Raw genomic sequence first — 25,469 nt, forward strand, 5'->3', positions numbered from 1 at the left:
TGCGTTCGGTGCTCGGGCGTGGCGCCTTCGACCGGGTCGCCCGGCGCGAAGGCGCCACGCACCGGACCGAACGTAGGCGTGAGTGGTCGTGCCGGTAAGAGCCGGGGCCGGCGCTCACGAGGTGATTTCGCGGCAGAAGGAGTGACGACGCTGTCCGAGGTGTACGACCGGCTGCGCGGCGAGATCGTCGACGGCACCTTCGAGACCGGTGCCCAGCTGGTGGAGCTGGCCCTGGCGGAGCGGTACGGCACCAGCCGCACGCCGGTGCGCGAGGCGCTGCGCCGCCTGGAACAGGACGGACTGGTCGAGCGGGGCGACCGCGGCATGCGGGTCCGCACCCGAAGCCCGGAGGAGATCCTCGAGATCTACGAGGTCCGGATCTCCCTGGAGGCCACCGCGGCATCAGCGGCCGCCCAGCGGCACAGCGAGTTCGACCTGATCCGCATCCGCCGCGCCCAGGCGGCGATGGACGGCACCTCGACCGACGACCCGGCGGCGATGGCGGCGGCCAACCGGGCGGTGCACGAAGCGATCTGGGTGGCCAGTCACAACGGCACCATCGTCGATCTGCTGACCCGCCTGAACAACCACCTGACCCGCTACCCGGCGACCACCCTCAAGGTCCAGGGCCGCTGGGCGGAAGCCCTCGACGAACACCGGGCCCTGATCGACGCGATCGAACAACGCGATGCGGCTCGGGCCCACGACCTGGCCCGGGACCACATGACCAAGGCGCGCGATCTCCGCCTCCAGATCTACCGCGACGACCCCACCGCCTGACCCGGTGCCCGCCGCGGTTCCGGCGGGGATGGCGGCTCAGCGGTCCGAGTAGTGCTCCTCGACGACGCGGGCCATGGCTTCGGCGGCGTTGGTGGTCAGCGACTTCGCGCTGAAGTAGATGTCGCCCTTGACGCCGCGGTAGCCGCTGTTGAGCGCCAGGTGGGCGGAGAGCTCGCCGGGGTCGGTCCAGCCCTCCTTGCCGACCCGGTAGGCTGCCTGGCCGATGTAGAGGTCCACGCCGGTGCCCGAGACCGTCTTGGACCACCACGGGATCAGGGCGGCGTAGTCGGCGGCCGGGTGGCCGATCTGCCAGTAGACCTGCGGGGCGATGTAGTCGACCCAGCCCTCCCGCACCCACTTGCGGGTGTCGGCGTAGATCGCCGAGTACGACTCCAGGCCCTTGGTGTCCGAGCCGGCCGGGTCGCTGGACGCGTTGCGCCAGATGCCGAACGGGCTGACGCCGAACTTCGCGTCCGGCTTGGCCCGGTGCACCCGGGCGTCGAGGTCCGCCACCAGCTGGTCGACGTTGTGCCGGCGCCAGTCCTCGATGTTGTCGAAGTCCTTGCCGTGCTCGGCGAAGGTCTTCTCGTCCGGGATCTTCTGGCCCTCGACGGGGTAGGGGTAGAAGTAGTCGTCCAGGTGCACGCCGTCGACGTCGTAGTTCTCGACCGCGTGCATGATCGCGCGGGTCACGAACTCGCGGGCCGCAGGCACGCCCGGGTCGTAGTAGAGCTTGCCGCCGTAGGCGAAGGTCCACTCCGGGTGCTTGCGGGCCGGGTGCTCCGGGACGAGCGCCTGCGGGTCGTCGGTCATGCTGATCCGGTACGGGTTGAACCAGGCGTGGAACTGCAGGCCGCGCTGGTGCGCCTCGTCGACCATGAACCGCAGCGGGTCGTAGCCGGGATCGCGGCCCTGCTGCCCGGTCAACCAGTGCGACCACGGTTCGTGCGGCGACGGCCAGAACGCGTCGGCGGTCGGCCGCACCTGGACGAACACGGCGTTCAGCTTGTTCGCGACGGCCTGGTCGAGCAGCTTCCGGTACTCGTCCTGCTGCTGCGCGGCGGAAAGCCCCGGCCGGCTCGGCCAGTCGATGTTCTGCACCCCGGCGATCCACATCCCGCGCATCGCGGTGGTCGGCTCCTTCGCCGCCGCCCCGGTGGTCCCGAAGAGCCCGAGCAGGATCGCCACCAACCCCAGCGCCAGCCCCATCACGTCCGCCCGGATCCGACGCAACCCCTGCGTGCGGGTCATCTCAGCTCACCTCGCCGCTGATCGACAACTGCGCGCCACAGCGTACGACCAGAACCCGGCCCCGCGCGCCAATGGCGAGGAATTACCACGTCACCTGATCCGGGCGGTCCAGACAGGACGAAGTCCGAATCCCGCCGGAACCGACGGCTCCGCAGCGGTTACATCGACCTAACGCAACGGATCTTCGCCCAGCCGATGCAGCTCAGCCGGCGAAGTCAGGACTGGAGGAGAAGGTGGCAGCACACGCGTCGGACGCGCAGACCGCGTCGTCGGCGTCCGAAGTGCTTGCGGGGGAGGAGCATTCGGGGCGGGCGCTGTTCTTGCTCGGCTCGGTGTTGGCGCTCGGCGGGGTCCTGGCACTGCTGAGCACGACGCTGGTTTCGGTGGGCATCGGCCGACTGGCCGAGACGTTCGAGGTCCCGCTGTCCACCGTCCAGTGGGTGAGCACGGCGTACCTGCTGGCGATCGCGGTCGTCATTCCGGTCGCCGGCTGGGCGATGGACCGCTTCGGGGAGAAAGCGCTGTGGCAGGCATCGCTGGCGGTTTTCCTGGCCGGTTGCGTGCTGACCGCTGTTGCCCCGTCGGTGGGCGTGCTGATCGGTGCGCGGGTCCTGCAAGGCCTCGGTGGCGGCTTGTTCGAGCCGATCATGCTGACCGTGCTGGCTCGGGCGGCGGGTCCGCGGCGGGCCACGATCGTGATGAGCCTGGTCCAGATCCCGATCACCCTGGCCCCGGTCTTCGGGCCGATGGCAGGTGGGGTGCTCATCGACCGGCTTGGCTGGGAGTGGCTGTTCTGGATCAACGTGCCGTTCGTCCTGCTGTGCGCGGTGCTGGCGCAACTGATCCTGCCTGCCGACCCGTCTCGGCACGACCGCGCCGCCTCCCGGCTGGACCTGACCGGCACGGTGCTGCTGCCGACCTCGCTCGCGGGACTGCTGCTGGGGCTGTCCCAGATGACCAGCGACGGCGGGATCGCCTCGCCGGTCGTGCTGGTTTCGTTCGGCGTCGGCACGGTGCTGCTGCTCGCGTACGTGGTTCATGCGCTGCGGATGCCCGGTGTGCCGCTGGTCGACGTGCGGCTGTTCGCCAGCGGTCGGTTCGCCGCATCCGCCGTCACCGCGTTCCTGTTCGGGGCCTCGGTGTACGGCGTCATGTTCGTGCTGCCGCTGTTCTTCCAGCAGGCCGGCGGGTTCGACGCCTGGACATCCGGCCTGCTGCTGGCGCCGCAGGGCGTGGGCACGGTGCTGATCCTGCCGGTGGTCTCCCGGCTCGTCGCCCGATTCGGCCCGCGCGCGGTGGTTCTGGCCGGGATGGTCCTCGCGGCCGTGGGCACCATCGCCTTCACCCAGCTCGACCCGCGTGAGGGCACCGCGCTGCTCGTCTGCTCGCTCCTGGTGCGCGGGATTGGCCTGGGTACCACGCTCGCGCCCGCCCTGTCTTCCGGATTCGCAAGCATCGCCCCGGAAGACACCGGCCGGGCGAGCAGCGCGCTGATCGCTTCCATCCAGTTGGGCGGATCGGTCTCGACAGCGGTGCTGGCCGTCGTGGTGCAGCAGCGGCTCGCGGGTCACGCCGCGATCCCCCAGGCCTATGGCGGGGCCTTCTGGTGGTCTTTGGGGATTTGCGCGCTCGGCGCCGCAGTAGCCGTTCGCCTGCCGGGCAGGGAGACCCAGGCGGGCTGATTCGTCTTCCCGCTTCGCGCGGGTGATTTCAACAACGATCGGAGAGAAGTGGACAACTCCTTCAAGGGCAAGACGGCCGTCGTTTCGGGCGCCAGCCGGGGCATCGGCCTCGCCATCGTTCGTGAACTGGCCGACCGGGGCGCCAACGTCGTGGGCGGTGCCCGCACCACCAGCCCGGAACTGGCCGAGGCCACCCCGCACGTCTGCACCGTGGACCTCGGCGACCCCGCCGGGCCGGAGCGGCTGGTAGACCACGCGCTGGACCTGTTCGGCCGCGTGGACATCCTGGTGAACAACGTCTCCAGCACTGCCGCCCAAGCGGGCGGTTTCCTGTCGGTCGACGACCAGGCCTGGGACGACGTGCTCGGGATCGCCTTCCTCAGCGCCGTGCGGGCGACCCGGGCCGCGATGCCCAGCCTGCTGGAACACCGCGGGGCAGTGATCAACATCGGCTCCGTCAACGCCCGCCTCGCGCTGCCCCACCTGGTGGCCTACTCGGCGGCGAAAGCCGCGCTGACCAACCTCGGGAAGGCCCTGGCCGAGGAATTCGGTCCGCAGGGCGTGCGCGTCAACACGATTTCCCCCGGGCCGGTCCTCACCGGCGTCTGGACCGATCCGGGCAGCACCGGAGAAGCGCTGGCCCAGCAGGCGGGCGTGCCGTTGGCGGACTTCCTCGAACAGATTCCCGCGAACCTCGGCGTCTCCACGGGCAGCTTCACCGCGCCGGAAGAGGTGGCTGCCCTGGTGGCGTTCCTGGCATCCGGGGAGGTGCCGAACATCAGCGGCTCGGACCTCGTCATCGACGGCGGAATGCTCAAGACCGCCTAACCCGCCGCGGCCAGGGCGGTGGGTCTTGTGGGCTGCCGTGGCGACCCGGAAGACCCACGGCCCGGCTCGGGCGGCTCGCACTCGCTATCGACCTCGTGCACGGCGCATAACGCGGAAGATTACCCAGCGCCCACAGCGGATTGTTCCCGCTCACGCGGATTGAAGCGGTGCGTTCAGGGCTGGCAGCGCAGCCGGCCGCCGGTGAAGTCGGCGAATGCCCGGTCGATCTGTTCGAGGGGCTGCCGGAGCGGGCGGACTCCGAACCACAGGCCGCGGACGCCGAACGTCTTCGTGCGCAGTGCGCGCTGGACGTCGGGATGGTCCAACCCCACAACGCCCGGCGTCGCGGCTGCGCCGGGCGCGAGTTCCAGCGCGAGCAGCGGTTGGCCGAGCCGTCGTTTGAGGTGGATCCCGGCGATCGCGGGCCAGGGGAGGAAGACGGCCGGTGCCGCCTCGTTGCTGCAGTGCAGTCCCGCGGCCGAGAACCGCATCGCCACCGCGGGAATCCCGGCTCGCTGCCACGTCTCCCGCAGTCGTCGCACCGCGGTGAACTGGCGTCCGGCGTCGAGCGCGAGGAACAGGCCGGGCAACGCGATCAGCAGCATCATCGGCCAGTTGCCGGGAAGCACCAGCGCGCTGCCACCGCCGAGCCCGATGATGAGCCCGGCGGCGATCGACGAAATCCAAGCGGAGGTGCGCCGCGACCGCAGGATGAACCTGCGTCCCTGGGCGACCATCCGGGCATCGATCTCGACGACGAACTCTCGTTCCTGGTGCACCGGCCCAGTCTGAACCAGCGGGACCGCCCGCGGAACCGGAACGATCAACGTCCCGCCACCAGATGTGCGACCTGCGGAACGAGTGACGGGCACCTCCGAGCAACTCGTGCTCGGAGGTGCCCGTCGCCTCGGGTGATCAGCCTCCGGTGGGGACGGCCGATGCCGCGGCCGGGTCCAGCAGCCACAGGGTCCGGTCCCGGCCGCGGGCTCCCGCCGCCGGGATATCGACCGGCTTCGCCCCGCCCAGCGCCGCCGCCACCGGCTCGGCCTTCGCCTCGCCCGTGGTCATCAGCCAGACTTCCGAAGCCGCCCGGATCGCCGGGAGCGTCAGGGAGATCCGGGTCGGCGGCGGCTTCGGGCAGTCGTGCACGCCCACCACCGTCCGCTCGGCCTCCCGCACGTACGGGGTGTCCGGGAACAGCGACGCCGTGTGCCCCTCCTCGCCGACACCCAGCAGCAGGACGTCGAAGTGCGGCACCGCGATGTCGGTCGCCCGCGACGCCGTGGTCGCGAGCACCTCCGCGTAGTGCGCCGCCGCCGCATCGGCGTCCGGGCCGAACTTGCCGTCCGACGGCGCCATCGCGTGCACCCGCTCCGGGGCGACCGGGACGTGGTCGAGCAGGGCGTGGCGGGCCTGGGTTTCGTTGCGGTCCGGGTCGCCGTCCGGCAGGAACCGCTCGTCGCCCCAGTACACGTCCACGTTCGCCCAGTCCACCGCGTCCCGGGCGGGGGAGCGGTTGACCTGTTCGAGCACGCCGATGCCCGTCCGGCCACCGGTGAGCACCACCGACGCCACGCCGTGCGCGGCCTGCGCGTCGACGATCCTGGTGATCAGCCGGGCCGCCGCCGCGGCGGCCAGCAGTTCGCCGGTTGCGTGCACGACCACTTCCGGTCGGCTCATGAACCGGCCTCTGCCGACTCGGCGACCTCCGCTGCCGGTTCGTCCCCGCCGCGCACGATCTTGTCCAGGCCCTGCAGGGTGGCCTCGTAGATCTCGTCCGGGTCGAGGCGGCGCAGCTCCTCGGTGAGGCAGTCGCGCACCTCGCGGCGGTGCAGCGACACCCGCCGGTCCGGCTGGCCGGGCTGGGTCAGCGTCCCGACCTTGCCGTCCGGGCGGACGATCTCCACGTTGCCCGACGGGCGCTCCAGCACCGCCGAGACGATGCCCGGCCCGCGCGGGTGCTCCACCCGGCGGACCGGGATGCCCAGGTAACTGGCCAGCCACGCGGCCAGCAGGTCGGTCGACGGCGAGTCCGCCGCGCCGGTGACCGTGGCGGCCGTGACCGCGTCGTGCGGCGGCAGGTCCAGCGCCGCCGCCAGCACCGCGCGCCACGAGGTCAGCCGGGTCCAGGCCAGATCCGTGTCACCGTCCGCGTAGGACTCGACGCGCTTCTGCAGCGAGGCGATCGGGTCGCCGTCGGCCGCCGCGTCGGTGATCCGCCGGTGCGACAGCGCGCCGATCGGGTCCTTCGCGGGGCTTTCCGGCGCGTCCGTGGGCCACCAGGCGACCACCGGGGCGTCCGGCAGCAGCAGCGGCACCACCGAGCCCGCGCCCTCGTCGGCCAGCGGCCCGTACAGCCGCAGCACGATGACCTCCGACGCGCCCGCGTCGCCGCCGACGCGGATCTGGGCGTCCAGCCGCGGCGCGGCCTGCCGCGCCCCGCTGGCCACCACGATCACCCGGCACGGGTGCTCCCGGCTGGCGTCGTTGGCGGCCTGGATGGCCTTCTCCACCTCGGTGCCGTCGCCGGTGACGATCACCAGCGTCAGCACCCGGCCCAGCGCGACCGCACCACCGGACTCGCGCAGTTCGACCAGCTTCTTGTTGACCTGCGAAGTGGTGGTGGACGGCAGATCGATGATCACGGTCGCCTCCAGACGCGTCCGGTTCGGGCCAGCATCGCGTCCGCCGACGGCGGACCCCACGTCCCGGCCTTGTACGGCTGGGGCTTGCCGCGGGCGGCCCAGTGCTCCAGCACCGGGTCCAGGATCTGCCAGGACAGTTCGACTTCCTCGTTCACCGGGAACAGCGACGGCTCGCCGAGCAGCACGTCCAGGATCAGCCGCTCGTAGGCCTCCGGCGAGGACTCGGTGAACGCGTGCCCGTAACCGAAGTCCATGGTCACGTCGCGCACCTCCATCGAGGTGCCCGGCACCTTCGCACCGAAGCGCATCGTGATGCCCTCGTCCGGCTGCACCCGGATCACCAGGGCGTTCTGCCCGAGCTCCTCGGTCATCGTGCTGTCGAACGGCAGGTGCGGGGCGCGCTTGAAGACCACCGCGATCTCGGTGACCCGGCGGCCCAGCCGCTTGCCGGTGCGCAGGTAGAACGGCACCCCGGCCCACCGCCGGCTCTCCACCTCCAGGGTGATCGCCGCGTAGGTCTCGGTGATCGAGTCGGACGCGAAACCGCCCTCCTCGTGCAGGCCCGGCACCAGCGAACCGCCCTGCCAGCCGCCGGTGTACTGGCCGCGGGCGGTGGTCTCGTCGAACGGCCCGACCGGCTTGGTCGCCGACAGCACCTTGACCTTCTCCGCGCGCAGGTCCTGCGGCGAGAAGGAGACCGGCTCCTCCATCGCGGTGAACGCCAGCAGCTGCAGCAGGTGGTTCTGGATCACGTCGCGCGCCGCGCCGATGCCGTCGTAGTAGCCCGCGCGCCCGCCCAGGCCGATGTCCTCGGCCATGGTGATCTGCACGTGGTCCACGTAGTGCGCGTTCCAGATCGGCTCGAACAGCTGGTTCGCGAAGCGCAGCGCCAGGATGTTCTGCACCGTCTCCTTGCCGAGGTAGTGGTCGATGCGGAACACCGACTCCTCGGGGAACACCTCGTTGACGATGCCGTTGAGGTGCCGCGCGCTCTCCAGGTCGTGGCCGAACGGCTTCTCGATGACCACCCGCCGCCAGCTCTCGTCGGTCGGCTCGGTCAGCCCGGACCGCGACAGCTGCTTGAGCACCGTCGGGAACGCCGACGGCGGCACCGACAGGTAGAACGCGTGGTTGCCGCCGGTGCCCCGGTCGGCGTCGAGTTCCTTGACCGTGGCGGCGAGCCGGTCGAACGCGGCGTCGTCGTCGAACGAGCCGGGCACGAACCGGATGCCCTCCGCCAGCCGGTCCCAGACGTTCTGGTGGAACGGGGTCCGCGCGTGCTCCTTGACCGCGTCGTAGACGACCTGGCCGAAGTCCTGGTCGGCCCAGTCGCGGCGGGCGAAGCCGGTCAGCGCGAAGCCCGGCGGCAGCAGGCCGCGGTTGGCGAGGTCGTAGATCGCCGGCATCAGCTTCTTGCGGGAGAGGTCACCGGTCACGCCGAAGATCGTCAGCCCGCACGGGCCGGCGATCCTGGGCAGCCGCTTGTCCCGCGGGTCGCGCAGCGGGTTGTGCCACTGTTCGCTTTGAGTCACGCCCGGTCCTCCAAGGAGCGCAGGTCCTGCACGGCCTTGACCAGCTCGACGAGCCCGGCCGCCCGGTCGGTGAGGTGCAGGCGCAGCACCGGCCGGCCCCGGTCGGCGAGCACCTGCCCGTCGCCGAGCGCCTGGGCGCGCTGCAGCCCGGCCAGGGTGTACGGCCGGTCCGGCACCTCCAGGTCCTCTTCGGCGGAACCGGTGATCTGCAGGAACACGCCGTTCTGGTGGCCGCCCTTGTGGTACTGGCCGGTGGAGTGCAGGAACCGCGGGCCCCAGCCGAACGTCGTCTGCATCCCGGTGCGGCGCGCCAGCTCCGGCCGCAGCACCGCGGTCGAGGCGTCGTCGAGCCGGTCCAGGTACGCCTGCACCGAAAGGTAGCCGCGCTCCGGCGCGGTGGCCAGGAACGCCCGCAGCGCCTCGGCCACGGTGCCGACGCCCGCGGTCAGCCAGTCGCCGGAGGCGTGCACCTCGACCGAGCCGTCGACCAGCGCCGGGGTCGCGGCCGGGCCACCGGCCGGGCCGTCCAGCAGCGCCCGCGCGGCCTTCTTCGCGGCCTCCACGTCCGGCTGGTCGAACGGGTCGATGCCCAGCAGCCGGCCGGCCACCGCGGTCGCGAACTCCCACAGCAGGAACATGCCGCCCAGCGGGCCGGTGGTGCTGATCCGGGCGCCGTCGACGGCCGGCCCGACGGCCACGGTCGTCGCGTCCGGACCGGCGTCGGCGAAGCCGGGGGCCTCGGTGTTCTCCACGACCACGGGCAGCAGCCCGGTGCCGTTCTTGCCGGTCGACTCGGCGATCAGCTGCTCGACCCAGTCGCCGAAGCCCTTGATGCCCGAGCCGGTGTCGGCGAACACGACCTTCTCGGCGCCCTTGGCGTGCGCGGCGCTCAGCGCCGCGGCCAGCTGCAACGCCGGGTTGCCGGTGTCATCGGCGCTCAGCCGCCCGAACGCGGCGGCCGCGTCGTCCAGCAGCGCGGCGACGTCGGCACCGGCCAGTCCGGCGGGCACCAGGCCGAAGGCGGTCAGCGCCGAGTAGCGGCCGCCCACGTGCGGGTCGGCGGTGAAGACCTTGCGGTAGCCCGCCTCGCGCGCCGCCGACTCCATCGGCGAACCGGGGTCGGTGACCACGATGATGCGGGTCACAGGATCGATTCCGTTTTGCGTGAAAGCCCGCTCGAAGATCCGGCGGTGGCTGTCGGTCTCGACGGTCGTGCCCGACTTCGAGGAGACCACCAGCACGGTCCGGTCGAGATCACCGGACAGCGCGTCGGCGACCTGCCCGGGGTCGGTGGTGTCCAGCACGACCAGCGGCACGCCGGCGGTCGCGGTGATCACCTCCGGAGCCAGCGACGAGCCACCCATCCCGGCCAGCACGATGCGGTCCAGGCCCTCGGCGTGCAGTTCGGCGCGCAACGCGTCGATCTCGGCGAGCAGCGGACGCGAGCTCTCGTGCAGCGTCGTCCAGGACAGCCGGATGGATGCCTCGCTCTCCGCGTCCGGGCCCCACAGCGTGGCGTCCTGGGCGGCGAGCTTGCCGGCAACCGCATCGGCGGCCAACTGCTCGACCAGCGGTCGGGCCTCGGCCGCTAGCGCCACATCGCGAATGTCGACGGAGGTTTCGGTTGCCATGTAGTTCCTTCAGCGCTCGATTTAGTTGGACTCGAACCCCAGTTCGACCTGCGTTCTCCGGAGTTCGATCTTGGAAGCCAACTTCGTGCGACCACAGTGTCGCCGATCCGGGCCGGTGCGGCAGATGCGCACCGGCCCGGAATTCCCGGAGACTTCGGCTGTTCGTTACTCGGACTGGGCCAGCTGCTGGCTGACGGTCTCCAGCAGTTCGGTCCAGGACTTCTCGAACTTCTCGACGCCCTCGCTCTCCAGCACCGCGAAGACGTCGTCGAGGTCGATGCCGATCTTCGCGAGGTCGTCGAAGACCTGCTGCGAGGCGGCGGCCGTGCCGGTGACCAGGTCGCCGCGCACGTCGGCGTGGTCGGCGGTGGCCTTCAGGGTCGCCTCCGGCATGGTGTTCACCGTGTTCGGCGCGACCAGCTCGTCCACGTAGCGCGTGTCGGAGTAGGACGGGTCCTTCACACCGGTGGACGCCCACAGCGGACGCTGCGCCTTGGCGCCGTCGGCCTCCAGCGCCTTCCAGCGCTCGGAGGAGAAGACCTCCAGGTAGGCCGCGTAGGCCAGCCGGGCGTTGGCGATCGCCGCCTTGCCGCGCAGCTCCTCGCCGCCCTCGATCTTCGCCAGCCGCTTGTCGATCTCGGTGTCCACCCGGGACACGAAGAACGACGCGACGGAGGAGATCTGGCCGAGTTCGTGGCCGTTGGCCTTGGCCTGCTCCAGACCGGCCAGGAAGGCGTCCATCACGTCGCGGTAGCGCTGCACCGAGAAGATCAGCGTGACGTTGACGCTGATGCCCTCGGCGAGCACGCGGGTGATCGCGGGCAGGCCCGCCAGGGTGGCCGGGATCTTGACCATCAGGTTCGGCCGGTCCACGGCCTTCCACAGGTCGATGGCCTCGGCCACGGTGCGGTCGGTGTCGTGCGCCAGCCGCGGGTCGACCTCCAGGGAGACCCGGCCGTCGACGCGGCCGGTCGACTCGTAGACGTTGCGGAAGATGTCCGCCGCGTCCCGGACGTCGGCGGTGGTCAGCTCGCGCACCGCGTCGTCGACGCTCGCGCCGCGGGCCGCCAGCTCGCGCACCTTCTCGTTGTAGTCGGCGGCGTTGGACAGCGCGTTGGCGAAGATCGTCGGGTTGCTCGTGACGCCGACGACCGCCTGGTCGGTGATGAGCTCCGCCAGGTTGCCCGAGGAGATCCGCTGGCGCGACAGGTCGTCCAGCCAGATCGAGACCCCGGCCTCGCTGAGCGCCTTGAGGTTCGGGTTGGTGGTCACAGGAATTCCTCCGCTCACGCCTGCTCGGCGTTGCTCAGGCTGCGCCGGGCCGCCGCGACAACGGCGTCGACGGTGATGCCGAACTCGTTGTAAAGGGTCTTGTAGTCGGCCGAGGCGCCGAAGTGCTCGATGGACACCGACTCGCCGGCGTCCTTGACGAACCGGTACCACGGCAGCGCGATGCCGGCCTCGACCGAGACGCGGGCCTTGACCGCCTTCGGCAGGACCTGCTCGCGGTAGGCCTCGTCCTGCGCGTCGAACCACTCGATGCACGGCATGGACACCACGCGGGTGGCAACGCCCTCGGCCTCCAGGATCTTCCTGGCCTCGACGGCCAGCTGGACCTCGGAGCCGGTGCCGATCAGGACCAGCTCGGGCTTGCCGTTGCCGGCCTCGGCCAGCACGTAGCCGCCCTTGGCGACGCCGTCGGCGTCCACGCCCTCCAGCGTCGGCACGCCCTGGCGGGTCAGCGCCAGCCCGGCCGGGCCGCTCGGGTCCTCCAGGATCGCCTTCCACGAGGCCGCGGTCTCGTTGGCGTCCGCCGGGCGGACCAGCGAGAAGCCGGGGATCGCGCGCAGCGAGGCGACGTGCTCGATCGGCTGGTGCGTCGGGCCGTCCTCGCCGAGGCCGATCGAGTCGTGCGTCCACACGAAGATGACCGGGGTCTTCATCAGCGCGGCCAGCCGGACCGCCGGGCGCATGTAGTCGCTGAACACCAGGAAGGTGCCGCCGTAGGGGCGGGTGCCGCCGTGCAGCGCGATGCCGTTGAGGATCGCGCCCATCGCGTGCTCGCGGATGCCGAAGTGCAGCGTCCGGCCGTACGGGTTGGCGTTCCAGGTGCTGGTGGAGATCGACTCCGGGCCGAACGAGGCGGCGCCCTTCATCGTGGTGTTGTTGCTCTCCGCCAGGTCGGCCGAGCCGCCCCACAGCTCCGGCAGCACGTCGGCCAGCGCGTTGAGGACCTCACCGGAGGCCTTGCGGGTGGCGACGCCCTTGCCGTCGGCCTCCCAGGTCGGCAGCTTCTCCTGCCAGCCGGCGGGCAGCTCGCGGGTGCTCAGCCGGTCCAGCAGCGCCTTGCGCTCCGGGTTGGCCGAGGCCCACTTGTCGAAGGCGACCTGCCACTCGGCGCGGGCGGCCTTGCCGCGGGCCACGACCTCGCGGGCGTGGGTCAGCACCTCGGCGTCGACCTGGAACGACTGCTCCGGGTCGAAGCCCAGCGCCTGCTTGACCCCGGCGACCTCGTCGGCACCCAGCGCGGCGCCGTGCGCCTTGCCGGTGTTCATCTTGGTCGGGGCCGGGTAGCCGATCACCGTGCGCAGCACGATCAGCGTCGGGCGGGAGGTCTCGGCCTTGGCCGACTCGATGGCCTCCAGCAGGCCCTTGACGTCCTCGCCGCCGTGCACCACCAGGACCTGCCAGCCGTAGGACTCGTACCGCTTGGCGGTGTCCTCGGACAGCGCGATGCGGGTGTCGTCCTCGATGGAGATCTCGTTGGCGTCGTAGATCACCGTGAGGTTGCCCAGCTGCTGGGTACCGGCCAGCGACGACGCCTCGGAGGTGATGCCCTCCTCGATGTCGCCGTCGGAGGCGATCACGTAGACGTGGTGGTCGAACGGGCTCTCACCCGCGGCGGCCTCCGGGTCGTACAGGCCGCGCTCGCGGCGGGCGGCCATCGCCATGCCGACCGCGGTGGCCAGGCCCTGGCCCAGCGGACCGGTGGTGGTCTCGACGCCGTCGGTGTGCCCGTACTCGGGGTGGCCCGGGGTCTTCGAACCCCACTTGCGCAGCGCCTTCAGGTCGTCCAGCTCCAGGCCGTAGCCGGCCAGGAACAGCTGCACGTACAGCGTCAGGCTCGAGTGTCCGGCCGACAGCACGAACCGGTCGCGGCCGATCCAGTTCGGGTCGGTGGGGTCGTGGCGCATGACGCGCTGGAACAGCGCGTAGGCGGCGGGCGCCAGGCTCATCGCGGTGCCGGGGTGGCCGCTGCCGCAGTTCTCCACCGCGTCGGCGGCCAGCACGCGGGCGGTGTCCACCGCGCGCTGGTCCAGCTCGGTCCAGTCTTCGGGCAGGTGCTTGGTGGTCAAGCGGGCAAGGTCGTCGGTGACGGACACGGACGCAGCTCCAAGTTTCCTTCGGCGGTTTTCGTATGTGACGGCGAATGCGGTGCTGGACCGATTCGAACCGCGGTTATCCCTCGTCCGACGGGCAGCCTAGTCGTGTCCGATCAGCCACGTGCCGACCCGTCTGGATTGATGCCCACTGCTCGCGGGGAGCGGCGGCGGTCGGCGCCCGGCACTGCGCCTGGGAGACCACGGTTGCGCCATCCGGGTGATGTCGGAGACTCGGCTGCCGCCTGCCCGTGCCCTGCTGTTCTGCGCTGAGGGGCGACCCGTTCCCGATCGCGGCGGGAACACGGCCAGGATACCGGGGAAGGGGCGTGACCAGGGCCACCGGTTCGTTCGCGGCCCCTCGGGCGCGACCCGCGCGAGGGCGGCTTCAGTAGCGCGCCTACTATTCGTGGTGGTCCATTTCCGGGGTGTCCGGGTTGGTCCAGGTCGTCCGAATCGCCTTAGGAGTGCCATGTCGTCGGTGAGCGCAGCGTCGTGACCACCGTCGTCGACGCCCCCCGGACGCAGCGCGCTCGGCGGCCCGCTGAGCTGCTGAAAGCCTATGCCGGGCTGATCAAGCCGCGGGTCATCGAGCTGCTGCTGGTGACCACCATCCCGGCGATGCTGCTGGCCGCGCGGGGCATCCCGTCGCCCTGGCTGGTGATCGCCACGCTGATCGGCGGCACCATGGCGGCGGGCAGCGCGAACGCGCTGAACTGCGTCGCCGACGCCGATATCGACCAGGTGATGAAGCGCACGCGGGCGCGCCCGCTGGTGCGGCACACGGTGTCCAACCGGCACGCGCTGATCTTCGGGATCGTGCTCGGCGTCGCGTCCTTCGGCTGGCTGTGGGCGACGACGAACCTGCTGGCCGCGTCGATGGCCGTCGGCACCATCCTGTTCTACGTCTTCGTCTACACGCTGGTGCTCAAGCGGCGCACCGCGCAGAACATCGTCTGGGGCGGCGCCGCGGGCTGCATGCCGGTGGTGATCGGCTGGGCCGGGGTGACCGGCCGGGTGGACTGGCCGGCGCTGGTGATGTTCGGCGTGATCTTCTTCTGGACGCCGCCGCACACCTGGTCGCTGGCGATGAAGTACAAGGACGACTACGAGCGCGCAGGCGTCCCGATGCTGCCGGTGGTGGCCGAGCCGACGTACGTGTCGCGGCAGATCGTGATCTACACCTGGCTGATGGTGGCCTGGACGCTGCTGCTGGTCCCGGCGACCGGCTGGCTCTACGCGGCGTTCGCGGCCCTGGCGGGCGCGTGGTTCATCCTCCTGGCGCACCGGCTGCACGCCGCGACCAAGCGCGGCGAGAAGACCAAGCCGATGAAGCTGTTCCACATGTCGAACACGTACCTGATGATCGTGTGCGTGGCCCTCGCGGTGGACTCGGCGCTGAGCCTCCCGGTCCTCGGCTGGCCCTTCTGATCCCCTCCCCGCACTCACCCCGACGTCCGGTCGTCCGGTCGTCCGCAATTTCAATGGAAATCGGACCTTCGATTTCCATTGAAATTGCGTGAGTTGTCCACAGCCTCCGGCATGTCGGGATGCGACACGCCGGAGGCGGGCCGGCGGTCAGGGCAGGAGGAGGAGCTTTCCGGTGGTTCGGCGGCCTTCCAGGTCTTCGTGCGCCCGGCGGGCGTCCGGCAGCGGGTAGGTGCCGCCGATGCGGATCTTCAGGGTGCCTGCGGCGATCCAGGCGAACAGCTCCTCGGCCCGCCAGTCCAGCTCCTCGCGGGTCAGGATGTGGTGCGCCAGGCTCGGGCGGGTCAGGAACACCGAGCCCGCCGCGTTCAGCCGCTGCGGGTCCACCGGCGGCACCGGACCGCTGGACGCGCCGAACAGCGCCAGCATGCCGCGCGGCCGCAGGCTGGCCAGGCTCGCGTCGAAGGTGGTCTTGCCGACGCCGTCGTAGACCACGTCCACGCCGCGCCCGTCGGTGAGGTCCGCGACCTCCTCGGCCACGTCCGCCTCGGTGTAGCGGATGATCTCGTCGGCGCCCGCTTCCCGCGCCAGCTCCTCCTTCTCCGCCGTGGACACGGTGCCGATCACGTTGGCGCCGCGCGACTTGATCAGCTGCGTCAGCAGCAGGCCCATGCCGCCGGCCGCGGCGTGCACCAGGGCGGTCTCGCCGGTGCCCACCGGGTAGGTGGAGGTGATCAGGTAGTGCGCGGTCAACCCCTGCAGGAGGGCCGCGGCCGCGGTCCGGTCGTCCACCCCGTCCGGCACCCGCACCGCCTTGTCGGCGGGCACCAGCGCCCGCTCGGCGTAGCTGCCCGGCGCCATCGCCCAGGCGACCCGGTCGCCGACGCCGAAGCCGGTCACGTCGGGGCCCACCGCGACGACTTTGCCCGCGCCCTCCGAGCCGGGCGTGAACGGCAGCTGCATCGAGTAGATCCCGCTGCGCTGGTAGGTGTCGATGAAGTTGACCCCGGCCGCCGCCACCTCGACCAGCAGCTGGCCGGACTGCGGGTCGGACAGCTCGGCTTCGCCGTACTCCAGGACCTCCGGTCCGCCGTTGGCCGCCACCCGAATCGCACGCATGCTCGCTCCTTCGCCTGTTGTCGTTCGACGGGTGCAACTCCGCACGCCGACTCGATCTTCCCCGGAGGAAGGTTTCCAACCTCATCTTGCACGGCGGTGCTGGCTGCGTGGGTGGGCCGAGCGGCTGCGCCGCTTCGTCGAAATCATCCCCGGCGGGCCCGTTGATCGCGCGGGTGTCGTGCGCAACGTGGTGGCCTCCAACGGGTGAAACGTGTTTAGGATTCCGGGCATGACGGCTGCTGAGAAGGACACCGAACAGACCACCGCACCGTCGCCGAAGGCGATCGCCGCGGCCAAGGCGTTCGTCGCCGCGCACGGCGGGTCCGCGCGCGCGGTGGTGGAGAACCTGGGGCGGGCCGGTGCCCGGATCGTGCTGGTCGGCGAGGACGGGCTGCTCGGCGACGTGATGGTGCCCGACGTGGCGGCGGGGGAGGCCCTCGTCGAAGCCGTCGACGGGCTGTCGCCGCACGAGTGGGACGGCGAGACGGTCGCGGCGCTGAAGATCGGCCCCGCGCACCGGCGGAAGATGGCCGGTCCGCGCGCCCGGTGATGCCCGCCCGGCGCTAGGAGTGGTTCCGGACGCATCTTGCGTGGCGGTGCGGGTGGCGGCCCCCTGCGGGAGTTGCAGACGCCGTCTGGCAGGGACCACGGGGCTGTCCTCGCCAGACGACGCCTGAGAACCCGCGGCGGTGCGAGCTGAGTCCCCCACCGCATGCTGGAAGAACCGCTCCCGCGACACACCGGTGGTCGATGCTGGCCGAAATCTTCGCTGTGGTCTATTTTTTCAGCGATGACTAAAGTCGATCACTTGGAGTCGTCGTGTCCGACTACTTGCAGCGCACCGACCGGCCAGCCATGTCGGAGTGGATCGAGCAGATGGCCGCGCACTTCGAGGCCAGCGAGGGCATGCCGCTGATCGCCGGCCGCATCCTGGCGTTCCTGCTGGTCTGCGACCCGCCGGAGCGCACCGCCGCGGAGCTGTCCCACGCGCTGGCCGCGAGCACGGGTTCGATCAGCACCAACGTCCGGCTGCTGATGCGGCTCGGGGTGATCTCCAAGACCACGCGGCAGGGCCGCGAAGCGGCGCTGTACCAGGTGGAGGAGGACCGCTGGCCGGCGCTGGTGCGCCAGCGCATGGAGCGGGTGACCGCCCTCGAAGCGCTCACCGCGGAGGGGCTGCGGATGTTCAGCGGCCAGGGCGAGCGGGCCCGCCGCCTGCGCACGGTGAACGAGTTCTACCAGTGGCTGTCCGGCGAGATGCCGGAGCTCTGGCGCCGCTGGGAGCGCGAGGGCAAGCCCAGGCTGCGCTTCTGATCACCGCTCCGCCGATACCGGCATCGGCCGATCGGCTGATGCCGGTTCGAGCGGGCCGGGCGATGTCCGGCGGAGCGCCGTCCCGCGAGACTCGCGGCATGGCGATCATCGAAGTCGGCGGGCTGCGCAAGTCCTACGGCGGAAGACCCGTCGTGGACGGCGTGGACTTCACCGTCGAAGCGGGCGAGATCTTCGGGATCCTCGGTCCCAACGGCGCGGGCAAGACGACCACCGTCGAATGCATCGAAGGCCTGCGCACGCCCGATGCCGGGAAGGTGCGGGTCGCCGGTCTCGACCCGGCGGCCGACCGCGACCGGCTCACCCGGATCCTGGGCGCGCAGCTGCAGGAGTCCCAGCTGCAACCCAAGATCACCGTGCGCGAGGCGCTGGAGCTCTACGCCGCTTTCTACCCGCGACCCGCGGACTGGCGGGGCCTCGCGGAGCGGCTCGGGATCACCGCGCAGCTGAATACCCGCTTCGACGCGCTCTCCGGCGGCCAGCAGCAGCGGCTGTTCATCGCGCTGGCCCTGATCGGCAATCCCGAGATCGTGGTGCTCGACGAGCTCACCACCGGCCTGGACCCGCGGGCCCGCCGGGACACCTGGCGGCTGATCGAGGAGGTGCGCGCGGGCGGCGTGACGGTGGTGCTGGTCACCCACTTCATGGAGGAGGCCCAGCGGCTGTGCGACCGGGTCGCGGTGATCGACCGCGGCAGGGTGGTGGCCCTCGACGCCCCGGCCGGGCTCGTCGGCCGGGCCGCCGCGTCGACCATCATCTCCTTCGCGCCCTCGGGGCGGCTCGACGAGACCGAGCTGGCTTCGCTGCCGGACCTGGCGTCGGTGCGGCACGAGGGCGATCGGCTGGTCATCAGCGGCACCGACGAGACGGTCAACGCGGTGCTCACGCTGCTGGCCCGGCAGGGCGTCACCGCCCGCGAGCTGCGCGTCACCGACACGACGCTGGACGAGGCATTCCTCGACCTGACCGGGAAGGAGGCCTGACATGGCGGCATCGGCATCCGTCGCGGTGCTCAAGGCCGAGGCCCGGTTGTTCGCCCGCGAGCCGGGGAACCTGTTCTGGATCGTGCTGTCGCCCACCGTGCTGCTGACGATCCTCGGCCTGATCCCGGCGTTCCGGGAGGCCGATCCCGACCTCGGCGGCCGGCGCGTCATCGACCTCTACGTCCCGGTGGTGGTGCTGACGGCCATGATCATGGCCGGTGTCCAGGCCATGCCGCCGGTGCTTTCCGGCTACCGGGAGCGCGGCATCCTCCGCCGCATGTCGACCACGCCGGTGCGGCCGTACGCGCTGCTGGCCGCGCAGATCGGCCTGCACGGTGCCGGCGTGCTGTGCTCGGTGGTGCTGGCGATCACCGTCGGCCGCGTCGCCTTCGGCGTCGCGCTGCCCGACCGGTTCGCCGCCTACGCGTTGATCTTGTTCCTCGCCATGCTCAGCGCGCTTGCGCTGGGCGCGGCGTTGTCCGCCGTGGCGCGGAGTTCGAAGGCCGCGGCGGCGCTCGGTTCGATAGCGTTCTTCTCGATGATGTTCACCGCTGGGGTGTGGTTTCCGGTTCCGGTCATGCCGGAACTCCTGCAACGGATCGTCTCGTTCACGCCGCTGGGGGCGGCGTCGCTGGCGCTCGGCGAGGCGGCCGGGGGCAGCTGGCCGAACTGGCTGCACCTGGTGGTCCTGGTGGTGTGGATCAGGGTTCTCGCCGGTGCCGCCGTGCGCTGGTTCCGCTGGGAGCAGCCGGGACGGTGAAGCGGGGCATGACGACGGTCGAGAAGCGGGAGGATTGGTCCATCCGCTGGGGTCCTTACGCGCTGCTGGGTGTCGCCACGCTGGTTTCGGCGTTCGCGGCGGATGCGGTGATGACGAGTGCGGAGATGGAGGTCGCGGCCGCACTGGTCCTGGTGTCGCTCGTCTGGCAGCTGTGCTGGGAGCGCATCCGGCCGGGCGTGCCCGAGCACGGGGTGCACGGGCAGGTCTACTTCGCCGTGCGGTGGGCGCTCGCGTTCGTGCTCACCTGGCTCAACCCGTTCTTCGCGCTCTACGCGCTGCAAGGCTACTTCGACTCCAAGCGCCTGCTGCCGCGGCGCGCGGCGCACGCCGGGTTGGTGGCCACCGCGGTCACGATGGCCGGTTCGCAGTCCGGCGGGCTGCCGCCGCAGAGCTCGCTGAACTGGTTCGCGTTCGTCGCGTTGTTCGCGGTCAACGCCGGGTTGGTGCTCTTGTTCGTGCAGCTGGAAACGCAGCGGGACGAGAACGTCCGGGCCAGGGCGCTCACGATCGACGAGCTTCAGCGGGCCAACGCCCAGTTGCGGCAGGCGCACGAGGAGAACGCGGGTCTGCACGCGCAGCTCTTGGTGCAGGCGAGGGAAGCCGGTGTCAGCGACGAGCGCCGGCGGCTGGCGGCCGAGATCCACGACACCATCGCGCAGAGCCTGGCCGGGATCGTCACGCAGTTGCAGGCGGCCGCGGACAGCGAGGACCCGGCGGTGGCTCGCGGCCACGTCGAGCGGGCTGCACTCCTGGCGCGCCACGGTCTCGGCGAAGCTCGTCGGTCGGTGCAGGATCTCGGGCCCAGCGCGTTGGAGCACGACGCGCTGCCCGTGGCGCTGCACAAGACGGTCGAGGAATGGTCGGCCACCGCCGGTGTGCGGGCCGAGTTCACCGTGACCGGCGACGTCGAGGCCCTGCACGAGGAGATCGAGGCGACCTTGCTGCGCATCGCCCAGGAGGCGCTGGCCAACGCGGGGCGGCACGCCCGCGCGACCCGGGTCGGCGTGACCCTGTCGTACATGGACGACGAGGTGAGCGTCGACGTGCGTGATGACGGCCGGGGCTTCGAGCCGCACCGCGTCGATGCCCGGGAGCGCGCGGGCGGCTTCGGGCTGGGCGGGATGCGCGCCCGCGCGCAGCGGGTGGCGGGGACCTTCGAGATCGAGTCCGAGCCCGGCTGCGGGACGGCGGTTTCGGCGCGCGTACCTTTGGTGCGCCATGCCTGACCGCGCCATCACGCTGCTGATCGTCGACGACCATCCGGTCGTGCGCGACGGGTTGCGCGGGATGTTCGATTCGGTGGCCGACATGGATGTTCTCGGCGAGGCGTCGGACGGGCCGTCGGCCGTCGCACTGGCCGCGGAGCTGGATCCCGACGTGGTCCTGATGGATCTGCGGATGCCCGGTGGCGGCGGGGTGGCGGCGATCGCCGAGCTGGTCCGGCGCGGTCAGCGCTGCAAGGTGCTCGTGCTGACCACTTACGACACGGATTCCGACACCCTCGCGGCGATCGAGGCCGGCGCCACCGGTTACCTGCTCAAGGATGCGATGCGCGACGAGCTGTTCGCCGCGGTCCGGGCGGCGGCCGCGGGCCGGACGGTGCTCTCGCCGGCCGTGGCCTCGCGGCTGGTGTCGCGGGTGCGGTCGCCGGGCGAGCAGCCGTTGAGCGCGCGCGAGCGCGAGGTCCTGGGGCTGGTGGCCAAGGGGAGGTCGAATCGCGAGATCGCGGCGGACCTGTTCGTCAGCGAGGCGACGGTCAAGACCCACCTCACCCACCTCTACGGCAAGCTGGGGGTCAACGACCGGGCCGCCGCGGTAGCCGCGGCTTACGAGCGCGGCATCCTCGGCTGACCGGGGTCCGCCTGCCGCGCGCGGCTAGGTCGATTCCCGGATGACGAGTTCGGGAACCAGCTCGACGCTCGCCGCTTCCTCCTGCCGCGCGAGCAGGCGTTCCACCTCGTCGACCGCGAGGCTTCCCAGGCGCCGCTTGTCGATGTGCAGCGTGGTCAGGGGCGGCGTGATCAACTCGCCCAGCGCCAGGCCGTCGAAACCCAGCACCGCGCAGTCCTGCGGGACGCGCAGCCCTCGCGCGTGCAGGGCGCGCACGACCCCCACCGCGGTCAGGTCGTTGAACGCGAAGATCGCGGTCGTGCCGGGTCGGCGGTCCAGCAGCCGGTGCGTCGCCCGCTCGGCGTCCGGGATGGACTGCTCGGCCTGCTCGATCGCGTCGGCGGGGAGTTCGATCCCGCTCTCCCCGAGGGCCTGCACGAAGGATCGCCGCCGCTGGTGGCGGTCGCAGCTGGTGGCGCAGTCGATCATGCCGAGGTTGCGGTGCCCGCGGTCGAGCAGGTGCCGGACGCCGGCCCGCACGCCTGCGTCGACGTTCACCGCGACGGCTCCGCGGCGCGGCGCCTCGTCCTCGGCGTCGAGCAGCACGACGGGGATGTCCACGTCGAGCTCGGCGGGCGTCCGGTCGAGGTGGTTGAAGTAGCCGACCAGGGCGTCCACCTCGGCGGCGAACGACCTGAGCACGTCGGCCTCGGCGGCCGGTCCCGCGCTGCTGACGACGTTCACCTGCCAGCCGCGGGCCGCGGCCGAGTCGATCAGCCCGGCCATGACCTCGGGGAAGAAGGGGTTGGTCAGGTCCGGGATGACCAGGCCGATCGTGCTCGGGCGCGGCTTGACCAGGGCCCGCGCGTGCCTGCTCGGCCGGTATCCGAGCCGCTCGGCGGCCGCGAGCACCCGGCGCTTGGTCTCAGGGTCGATGTCGGGCTTGTCGTTGATCGCGCGGGAAACGGTCTGGTACGACACCTGGGCGGCGCGCGCGACGTCCTTGATCGTGGGTCTGCGCACCGGGGCCGCCATCGGTCCATCTCATCACACCGGCGTTCCGCCGGAGAAGCACGCGGCCTTGACGCGGGCGGGTCCTCTCGCCATGCTCGTGAACGTTCACGAGAACGTTCACGGGAGATGAGTGCGTTGAGCGATGCGAAGGCCGCCGCACCGCGGCTGTTCAGCGGCGTGGGAATCGTCGGGGCGTTCGCGGGTTTCGTCTTGATCGGTGCGCTCCAGGCGCTTTACGGCCCCGCGATCCCGGCGGTGCGCGCCGCGCACGGAGTTTCGCCGGCCGTGGCCGGGCTGGCGTTGAGCGCCCATTTCGTCGGCGGGCTGCTCGGCGTGATGGCGTTCCACCTGGCCTGCGGCCGGATCGGCAACCGCGCCCTCCTCGGCTGGTCCTACGTGGCGATGGCGGTGGGCGCCGCCGTGTTCGCGGCGGCGCCGCAGTGGCCGGTCCCGCTCCTGGGAGCGTTCGTCGCCGGGCTCGGGTACGGCGCGATCGACTACGGGCTCAACTACCTGTTCGCGATCGGGTTCGGCGCGCGCAGCCCGGCCATGCTGAACCTGCTCAACGCGTTCTTCGGGGTCGGGTCGATCCTCGCCCCGGCGGTGCTGGCGCAGCTGGGCCCGGACGGCTACACCCGGGTCTTCTTCGTCTTCGCGCTCGCGTCGGCAGCGGTCGTGGTTCTGGTCCGCGGCGTGCGCGAGCAACGGGGCACGGTCAAGGCCGTGGACCGGGGCGCGCACCTGCGCAGCCGTGGCATCGCCATCACCGGCGCGTTCATCGTTCTGTACGTGCTCAACATGGGCGTCGAATCCGGGGCCGGCGGGTGGGAGCCGACGCACCTGACGTCCGTCGGTTACACCGTTGGCGCGGCGACGACTGCTACCGCCGTGTACTGGCTCATGATGACGGTCGGCCGGTTCCTCGTGGCGCCGCTGACGCTCCGCTGGTCGGAGCAGACCATCCTCACCGGGAGCTGCGCGGGCATGGCGGTCTGCCTCGCGCTCGCGGTCGTCCCGCCGCTCGCCCCGTTCGCCTACGCCGGTCTCGGCCTGTTCATCGCGCCGGTCTTCCCGACCGGCCTGCCGTGGCTGCACCGGCTGGTGCCCGATGCGCGTCGTGCCGGGGCGTACGTGATCGCGGCTTCGATGCTGGGCGGCGTCGCGTTCCCGCCCTTGCTCGGCATCGGCATCGAACGCGCTTCCGCCACATCGGTTCCGATCGTCCTGTTCGGACTCAACGCCCTGTGCCTGGTGGCGATCTGGTGGGTGCTGCGCCGGTCCCGCTCGACGGCCGGCACGCAGGAGACCGTGGTCAGGCGGTGACGGGTTCCTTGGCGGTGGCCTCGGTCGCCGGCTGCGGCAGCGGGCCGCGGTAGCGGGCCTCGCACCAGAGCATGGCGGTCACGATGATCACCAGCGTCGCCGCCAGCATGTGCAGCACGACCATCGCCTCGGGCACGCCGAGGAAGTACTGCACGGAGCCGATCCCGCCCTGCACCAGGACGAGCACGCATGCAGTGCCGTAGGTCTTCAGCAGGGCCTTGGTCGGGCGGGCGCTGCGCAGCCACACGCCGAAGATCGCGAGCAGCAGCACGTAGGCCATCACCGCCAGGCCGTGGGCCTGGACCATCGTGTACACCGGGAGCCCGAGCCGCGGGGTGTCCGGATCGCCGGCGTGCGGGCCGGCGGCGGTGACCAGGGTGCCGAGGATCAGCACCGCCGCGGTGACCACGACGAGGGCGGCCAGCAGCTTGCGCATCGGCGGCGGCACCACGCCGACCGGCGGGCGGTCGCCCTCGGTGGTCGCCTTGACCAGGATCGCGGCCAGGAAGATGAGCACCGCCGAGGCCATGAAGTGGATCGACACGCTCCACCAGGCCAGGTTGACGCGCACCGTCATGCCGCCGATGACCGCCTGCGCTGCCACGCCCAGCGGCATGGTCAGCGCCAGCCGGACCAGCCGCTTCCGGTAGGGCAGGCAGCGCCACGCGGCGAGGAAGCAGGCCAGCGCGATGAATCCGATCACGCCGGTCAGCGTCCGGTTGCCGAACTCGATCACCTGGTGCAGCGTCGCGACCTCGGGGTGCTCGATGGGCACCATGCTGCCCGGGAAGCACTCCGGCCAGGTCGGGCAGCCGAGTCCGGAACCGGTGACCCGGACGATCACGCCGGTCACCGAGATCAGCGCCTGCATCACCAGCACGGTGATGGCCAGCGCGCGCACGGTGCGCGGCGACGGGCGGGAGATCCGGGAAGTCAGAGAGGCCGTGGGCACGACCTCGATGGTATGACGCCGCCGGGACTCGCCCGCCCGCAGGGGCTTGACAACGCGGTGCCGATGAACGTTCAGCGCGTGCGGCGGAGTCCCTGCGGCACTGCGCCCGCCTCCGCAAGCGCTTTGCTGAGCCTTCCGCCGCTGCCGATCAGCTCGGTCGTCCGGGCTTCGCCGAGCGCGGACCAGGGGGCCATCGACATCGCGTCGGTCGCGGCTTCGATCTCCTCGCGCAGCGCGTGACCGGCGTCGGTGATCTCGTGGTCGGCGCTGACCAGGCCGCGCTCGCGCAGCTGCTGGAAGGCGCGGTCCCACTGCTCGTCGGACCAGGCGCGGAGCTTCTTGGCCGCGTCCCCGTTGAAGCCGCCGGGCACGGTGCTGTGCAGCGCGAGCGCCTGGATGCCGCTCAGGTTGCCCTGCTGGAGCGCGGCGATGTGCGCGTCGCCGCGGAACTCGCGCAGCAGGGTGATCGCGTGCCAGAGGCTGAGGTGCGGCTCGTCGGGCCAGTCGAGGTCGGCGTGCGCGGCGTACAGCGGTTTGCCGTCCGGGGTGCAGGCCTGCGCGGCCTCGCGGGCCAGTTCGGCGGTTTTTGCCACGGCGTCGGAGGCGACGGTGTCGTCGCCGAGCAGCCGGCGCAGGGCCGCGTCGGCGGCCTTGAGCCGGGCGGTGAGGACGGCTTCCGGTGCGGCGATCGACCAGGCCCGGGGGATCACGGGGGCGATGGATTCGGGGTTGAAGTTGTAGAAGGTCGCCGCGACGACGCCGGCGCCGACGGGGCCCATCGCGGCGGACCGGCCGGCGTAGTAGGACATCAGGCCGCGTTCGAGGCCGAGCCCGGCGAAGCCGTCGGCGGCCTCGGGGGCGAAGTAGATCATGGCGTGGATGAGTTCCAGGGACTGCTTCGCTCGCCGCGCGATCTCCGTCATGCGCGCATCGTAGAACGTCGTTCCAGTATTTGTCTGCCCTCGCGAGGCTTCACCG

23 protein-coding genes are annotated in these 25,469 nt (G+C 71.4%); 11 read left to right on the forward strand and 12 right to left on the reverse strand.

Annotated elements, in window-relative coordinates; all coding sequences use genetic code 11:
• The first annotated feature begins 141 nt into the window (after window positions 1–141).
• Window positions 142–780: a GntR family transcriptional regulator gene (locus ACWEV3_RS05455; RefSeq protein ID WP_452612712.1), complete on the forward strand. Its 639-nt coding sequence runs from the start codon at window positions 142–144 to the stop codon at window positions 778–780.
• 36 nt (window positions 781–816) lie between these two features.
• Here the strand turns inward: ACWEV3_RS05455 and ACWEV3_RS05460 are convergent, their stop codons facing one another.
• On the reverse strand, window positions 817–2,031 hold the full coding sequence (locus tag ACWEV3_RS05460; protein WP_452612713.1) for a glycoside hydrolase family 10 protein: 1,215 nt from the start codon (window positions 2,029–2,031) through the stop codon (window positions 817–819).
• Window positions 2,032–2,264: 233 nt separating this feature from the next.
• On the opposite strand from ACWEV3_RS05460, the gene ACWEV3_RS05465 reads away from it, so the two are divergent.
• Together ACWEV3_RS05465 and ACWEV3_RS05470 are read left to right on the forward strand one after the other, a co-directional pair.
• On the forward strand, window positions 2,265–3,713 hold the full coding sequence (locus ACWEV3_RS05465) for an MDR family MFS transporter (protein WP_452612714.1): 1,449 nt from the start codon (window positions 2,265–2,267) through the stop codon (window positions 3,711–3,713).
• A 48-nt stretch (window positions 3,714–3,761) separates the two neighbouring features.
• Window positions 3,762–4,541 (forward strand): SDR family NAD(P)-dependent oxidoreductase, encoded by a 780-nt coding sequence (locus ACWEV3_RS05470; RefSeq protein ID WP_452612715.1) that lies wholly within the window; start codon window positions 3,762–3,764, stop codon window positions 4,539–4,541.
• Between the two features lie 173 nt (window positions 4,542–4,714).
• On the opposite strand, the gene ACWEV3_RS05475 is transcribed toward ACWEV3_RS05470, so the two are convergent.
• The 7 genes from ACWEV3_RS05475 to tkt form a co-directional block, all read right to left on the reverse strand.
• The gene (locus ACWEV3_RS05475) at window positions 4,715–5,320 is read right to left on the reverse strand and encodes a hypothetical protein (protein ID WP_452612716.1); all 606 of its coding nucleotides are present in this window, start codon (window positions 5,318–5,320) and stop codon (window positions 4,715–4,717) included.
• A 136-nt stretch (window positions 5,321–5,456) separates the two neighbouring features.
• Entirely contained in the window at window positions 5,457–6,221 is a 765-nt protein-coding gene (gene pgl, locus ACWEV3_RS05480) for a 6-phosphogluconolactonase (protein ID WP_452612717.1), read from the reverse strand.
• Window positions 6,218–7,186: a glucose-6-phosphate dehydrogenase assembly protein OpcA gene (opcA, locus tag ACWEV3_RS05485; protein WP_452612718.1), complete on the reverse strand. Its 969-nt coding sequence runs from the start codon at window positions 7,184–7,186 to the stop codon at window positions 6,218–6,220. Before opcA ends, pgl begins: the two co-directional genes overlap by 4 nt.
• The gene (gene zwf / locus ACWEV3_RS05490; RefSeq protein ID WP_397527156.1) at window positions 7,183–8,718 is read right to left on the reverse strand and encodes a glucose-6-phosphate dehydrogenase; all 1,536 of its coding nucleotides are present in this window, start codon (window positions 8,716–8,718) and stop codon (window positions 7,183–7,185) included. Before zwf ends, opcA begins: the two co-directional genes overlap by 4 nt.
• Entirely contained in the window at window positions 8,715–10,349 is a 1,635-nt protein-coding gene (locus ACWEV3_RS05495; protein WP_452612719.1) for a glucose-6-phosphate isomerase, read from the reverse strand. Before ACWEV3_RS05495 ends, zwf begins: the two co-directional genes overlap by 4 nt.
• 165 nt (window positions 10,350–10,514) lie before the next feature.
• The gene (gene tal, locus ACWEV3_RS05500) at window positions 10,515–11,621 is read right to left on the reverse strand and encodes a transaldolase (RefSeq protein ID WP_452612720.1); all 1,107 of its coding nucleotides are present in this window, start codon (window positions 11,619–11,621) and stop codon (window positions 10,515–10,517) included.
• A 14-nt stretch (window positions 11,622–11,635) separates the two neighbouring features.
• Window positions 11,636–13,732, reverse strand: coding sequence for a transketolase (gene tkt / locus ACWEV3_RS05505; RefSeq protein ID WP_452612721.1), 2,097 nt, complete (start codon window positions 13,730–13,732; stop codon window positions 11,636–11,638).
• 492 nt (window positions 13,733–14,224) lie between these two features.
• Between tkt and ACWEV3_RS05510 the strand changes: the two genes are divergently transcribed.
• Window positions 14,225–15,160, forward strand: coding sequence for a heme o synthase (locus ACWEV3_RS05510; RefSeq protein ID WP_452612722.1), 936 nt, complete (start codon window positions 14,225–14,227; stop codon window positions 15,158–15,160).
• A gap of 147 nt (window positions 15,161–15,307) precedes the next feature.
• On the opposite strand, the gene ACWEV3_RS05515 is transcribed toward ACWEV3_RS05510, so the two are convergent.
• On the reverse strand, window positions 15,308–16,276 hold the full coding sequence (locus ACWEV3_RS05515; protein ID WP_363810220.1) for a quinone oxidoreductase family protein: 969 nt from the start codon (window positions 16,274–16,276) through the stop codon (window positions 15,308–15,310).
• A gap of 229 nt (window positions 16,277–16,505) precedes the next feature.
• Here ACWEV3_RS05515 and ACWEV3_RS05520 point away from each other — a divergent pair, with 229 nt between their 5' ends.
• From ACWEV3_RS05520 to ACWEV3_RS05545, 6 genes are all read left to right on the forward strand, one after another.
• Entirely contained in the window at window positions 16,506–16,826 is a 321-nt protein-coding gene (locus tag ACWEV3_RS05520; protein WP_452612723.1) for a hypothetical protein, read from the forward strand.
• 269 nt (window positions 16,827–17,095) lie between these two features.
• Window positions 17,096–17,590, forward strand: a complete 495-nt coding sequence (locus ACWEV3_RS05525) for a GbsR/MarR family transcriptional regulator (protein WP_452612724.1) — start codon at window positions 17,096–17,098, stop codon at window positions 17,588–17,590.
• A gap of 98 nt (window positions 17,591–17,688) precedes the next feature.
• The gene (locus ACWEV3_RS05530; protein ID WP_452612725.1) at window positions 17,689–18,591 is read left to right on the forward strand and encodes an ABC transporter ATP-binding protein; all 903 of its coding nucleotides are present in this window, start codon (window positions 17,689–17,691) and stop codon (window positions 18,589–18,591) included.
• 1 nt (window position 18,592) lies between these two features.
• Window positions 18,593–19,351, forward strand: coding sequence for an ABC transporter permease (locus ACWEV3_RS05535; protein WP_452612726.1), 759 nt, complete (start codon window positions 18,593–18,595; stop codon window positions 19,349–19,351).
• 8 nt (window positions 19,352–19,359) lie between these two features.
• Entirely contained in the window at window positions 19,360–20,598 is a 1,239-nt protein-coding gene (locus ACWEV3_RS05540; RefSeq protein ID WP_452612727.1) for a sensor histidine kinase, read from the forward strand.
• Window positions 20,591–21,223 carry a response regulator gene (locus ACWEV3_RS05545; protein ID WP_452612728.1) on the forward strand — a complete coding sequence of 211 codons (633 nt, stop codon included), beginning with the start codon at window positions 20,591–20,593 and terminating at the stop codon, window positions 21,221–21,223. Before ACWEV3_RS05540 ends, ACWEV3_RS05545 begins: the two co-directional genes overlap by 8 nt.
• A gap of 24 nt (window positions 21,224–21,247) precedes the next feature.
• Here ACWEV3_RS05545 and ACWEV3_RS05550 read toward each other — a convergent pair whose 3' ends face one another.
• On the reverse strand, window positions 21,248–22,225 hold the full coding sequence (locus tag ACWEV3_RS05550) for a LacI family DNA-binding transcriptional regulator (protein WP_452612729.1): 978 nt from the start codon (window positions 22,223–22,225) through the stop codon (window positions 21,248–21,250).
• A gap of 126 nt (window positions 22,226–22,351) precedes the next feature.
• On the opposite strand from ACWEV3_RS05550, the gene ACWEV3_RS05555 reads away from it, so the two are divergent.
• On the forward strand, window positions 22,352–23,539 hold the full coding sequence (locus ACWEV3_RS05555) for an MFS transporter (protein WP_452612730.1): 1,188 nt from the start codon (window positions 22,352–22,354) through the stop codon (window positions 23,537–23,539).
• On the opposite strand, the gene ACWEV3_RS05560 is transcribed toward ACWEV3_RS05555, so the two are convergent.
• Together ACWEV3_RS05560 and ACWEV3_RS05565 are read right to left on the reverse strand one after the other, a co-directional pair.
• On the reverse strand, window positions 23,529–24,491 hold the full coding sequence (locus ACWEV3_RS05560; protein ID WP_452612731.1) for a COX15/CtaA family protein: 963 nt from the start codon (window positions 24,489–24,491) through the stop codon (window positions 23,529–23,531). The two genes, ACWEV3_RS05555 and ACWEV3_RS05560, sit on opposite strands and share 11 nt — an antisense overlap.
• Window positions 24,492–24,562: 71 nt before the next feature.
• Window positions 24,563–25,414, reverse strand: coding sequence for an SCO6745 family protein (locus tag ACWEV3_RS05565; protein ID WP_452612732.1), 852 nt, complete (start codon window positions 25,412–25,414; stop codon window positions 24,563–24,565).
• Window positions 25,415–25,469 lie beyond the last annotated feature (55 nt).

This window comes from Saccharopolyspora sp. NPDC003752, assembly GCF_053605825.1.

Coding starts and splice junctions, on each gene's coding strand:
- ACWEV3_RS05460 (WP_452612713.1), bottom strand. CDS start 2,031: ATGACCCGCACGCAGGGGTTGCGTCGGATCCGGGCGGACGTGATGGGG.
- pgl (WP_452612717.1), bottom strand. CDS start 6,221: ATGAGCCGACCGGAAGTGGTCGTGCACGCAACCGGCGAACTGCTGGCC.
- ACWEV3_RS05495 (WP_452612719.1), bottom strand. CDS start 10,349: ATGGCAACCGAAACCTCCGTCGACATTCGCGATGTGGCGCTAGCGGCC.
- ACWEV3_RS05515 (WP_363810220.1), bottom strand. CDS start 16,276: ATGCGTGCGATTCGGGTGGCGGCCAACGGCGGACCGGAGGTCCTGGAG.
- ACWEV3_RS05520 (WP_452612723.1), top strand. CDS start 16,506: ATGACGGCTGCTGAGAAGGACACCGAACAGACCACCGCACCGTCGCCG.
- ACWEV3_RS05530 (WP_452612725.1), top strand. CDS start 17,689: ATGGCGATCATCGAAGTCGGCGGGCTGCGCAAGTCCTACGGCGGAAGA.
- ACWEV3_RS05535 (WP_452612726.1), top strand. CDS start 18,593: ATGGCGGCATCGGCATCCGTCGCGGTGCTCAAGGCCGAGGCCCGGTTG.
- ACWEV3_RS05540 (WP_452612727.1), top strand. CDS start 19,360: ATGACGACGGTCGAGAAGCGGGAGGATTGGTCCATCCGCTGGGGTCCT.
- ACWEV3_RS05545 (WP_452612728.1), top strand. CDS start 20,591: ATGCCTGACCGCGCCATCACGCTGCTGATCGTCGACGACCATCCGGTC.
- ACWEV3_RS05565 (WP_452612732.1), bottom strand. CDS start 25,414: ATGACGGAGATCGCGCGGCGAGCGAAGCAGTCCCTGGAACTCATCCAC.